At 76.2% G+C, this 2,517-nt stretch carries 1 protein-coding gene; it reads right to left on the reverse strand.

The window, feature by feature from the left end:
• Nucleotides 1-13: 13 nt before the first annotated feature.
• The coding region (locus DQW06_RS29845) for an AfsR/SARP family transcriptional regulator (RefSeq protein WP_157983655.1) at nucleotides 14-2,517 on the reverse strand (2,504 nt) is incomplete at its 5' end.

Consider the following 2,517-nt stretch of genomic DNA (forward strand, 5'->3'; position numbering starts at 1 on the left):
GGCTGGCCGGGGGTCAGGGGCGCTCCGCGCCACCGGGCGCGCCCTCGGCCAGCCAGGCGTCCACGAGCCCGCGGATCCGGTCGGCGCCCACATCCCGGACCCCGGCGAGGACGAGGTCGTACTCCCGTCCGCCCAGCTCCCGGCGCGCGCTCTCGCGGGCCCGCACCACGAGGGGCGTGGCGGTGTCGGGCATGCCGCGCAGCACCTCGGCGCAGGCCAGCAGCCAGGCGCCGCGCCTCGGGTCGTGTCCGACGGCCATCACGGCGAAGGTGTCCAGGACCTCCGCGCACACCGGGCCCAGGCCGTGGTCGGCCAGCCGCCAGGCGCGCCGGGCGTGCTCCCAGGCCTCCCCGGTGTCACCGGCCCTCCAGGCGACGGTCGTGTACAGGGTCCGCCAGCCCGCCTCCACGTAGACGGGCGAGAACCCGCCCAGGCCCTTGAGGTCCTCGCCCGCCCGGTCCAGGACCTCGCGGGCCGCGTCCGGCTCCCCCGCCTCCCGCAGCCACTGGCCCTCGGCCAGGCGCAGCAGCACCATCTGTTCCTTCTCCACGGGCCGCTCGGAGCCGAGGAGCCCCCGCAGGTCCTCACGCGCGGCCTCCAGGTCGCCGAGGTCGGTGAGGACCTGGGCCCGGCGGACGCGGAACATCCAGTCCAGCGCCTCCAGCCCCGCCTCCTCGGCCCTGCGCACGCCGAGGGTGAGCAGGTCGCGGCAGCGGTCGAGGTCCTCGAACCGGTACAGGTCCACGGCCTGGACGAGCGCCTGGCACTCGCCCCAGGTGTCGCCGCACGCGCGGAACTGCTCCAGGGCGGCGTTCGCGCGCTCCATGGACCGCCCGGTGCGCCCGTTGACCGCGTCGAACAGCGACAGCAGCACCCCCACGAGGGCCCGCATCCACGGGTCGGCCTGGTCGGCCGCGGCGGCGAGGCGTTCGTGGGCGGCGCCGGTCGTCCCCTCCAGCAGCGCCCTGTACACCAGGCCGTAGACGAGCATGGGGTGCTCCTCGGCCCGCTGTCCGGCCTCTTCCAGGACGGCCTCGACCTCGCGTATGCGCTCCAGCACCGACTCGTGGTCGGTGGTCGTGTCGGCCCGCTGGAACAGGCAGCTGGCGTAGGCCACGGCGCGCCCCTCGGGCACCCGGTCGCCGACCATGTCCAGGACGTCCACGGCCCACTGGTGGAGCTGGCGCCAGGAGCCGCACAGGGTCCAGTACCACTGGGTGCACTCGACCAGGTCCAGGGCCAGTCCGGCGTCGCGCCGCTCGACGGCCCAGCGCACGGCGGCGCCGCAGTTGTCGGCCTCCGCGGCCAGCCGGGCGAGCAGCTCCCCCTGGCGCGGGCCGCGCAGCAGCGGGTCGGCCCAGCGCCACAGGTCGCGGACGTGGCGGGCGTGCGCGTCGCGCACGCGCTCCTCCTCCCCGCTGCTCGCCAGGCGTTCGGCGGCGTAGGCACGCACGGTCTCCAGCTGCCGGTAACGGGGCGGGGTGTCGTCACGGTCGGGGTTCTCGGCGATCACCAGGGACTTGTCGACCAGGGCGAACAGGACGGTCCACGCGTCGTGGCCGCCGATCTCCCCCTCGGTGCCGGGGTCGGCGCAGACCCGTTCGATGGCCTCCAGGGTGGCTCCCCCGGCGAAGATCGACAGGCGGCGCAGCAGGCGGCGCTCGGGTTCGTCGAGCAGGTCCCAGCTCCAGTCGACGACGGCGCGCAGGGTGCGGTGGCGCGGCAGCGTCGACCGGGCGCCCCCGGTGAGGAGCCGGAAGCGGTCGCGGAGCCGGTCGGCGAGCTGGGCGGTGCTCATGGAGCGCAGGCGCGCGGCGGCCAGCTCCAGGGCCAGAGGCAGGCCGTCCAGCTCGCGGACGACGCGGACGACGTGGGCGGCGTTGTCGGGGGTGACGCGAAAGCCCGGACGCACGGCGGCGGCGCGTTCGGCGAACAGGACGACCGAGGAGCAGGCGGCGGCCCGGTCGGCGGAGGCCCCCTCGGGCGGCATGTCCAGGGAGGGGACGGTCAGGAGCTGTTCGCCGGGCACCCCCAGGGGTTCGCGGGAGGTGGCCAGGATCCGCAGGCCGGGGCAGCGGGCCAGCAGCGTCGCCACGGCGGAGGCGACCTCCTCGACGATGTGCTCGCAGTTGTCCAGGACGAGGAGGACGTGGCGGTCGCCGACGAAGGAGACCACCCGTTCCAGGAGCGGAACGAGGGCGGCGGGGGCGTTGGGGGCCGCGGAGCGCGCCTGGAGCACGGCGTGCTCGCGCAGCTCCAGCGCGGAGGCCAGTGCCTGGGGGACGTCCGCGGCCGCCCTGGAGGCGAGTTCGACGAACCAGCCGCCGCGGGAGAGCAGGGAGGGAGCCCGCGCGGCCAGCGCGGAGGCGCTCTCGATCGCCAGGCGGGTCTTGCCCGCGCCGCCGGGGCCCAGCAGGGTGACCAGGCGTTCGCGGATGAGCAGGTCGACGGCGGTGTCCACCTCGGTGTCGCGCGGCACGAAGCTGGTCAGGGAGGCGGGCAGGCGCAGGGGCGGGG

The organism is Nocardiopsis sp. TNDT3 (assembly GCF_003427465.1).
Lineage (GTDB): Bacteria > Actinomycetota > Actinomycetes > Streptosporangiales > Streptosporangiaceae > Nocardiopsis > Nocardiopsis dassonvillei.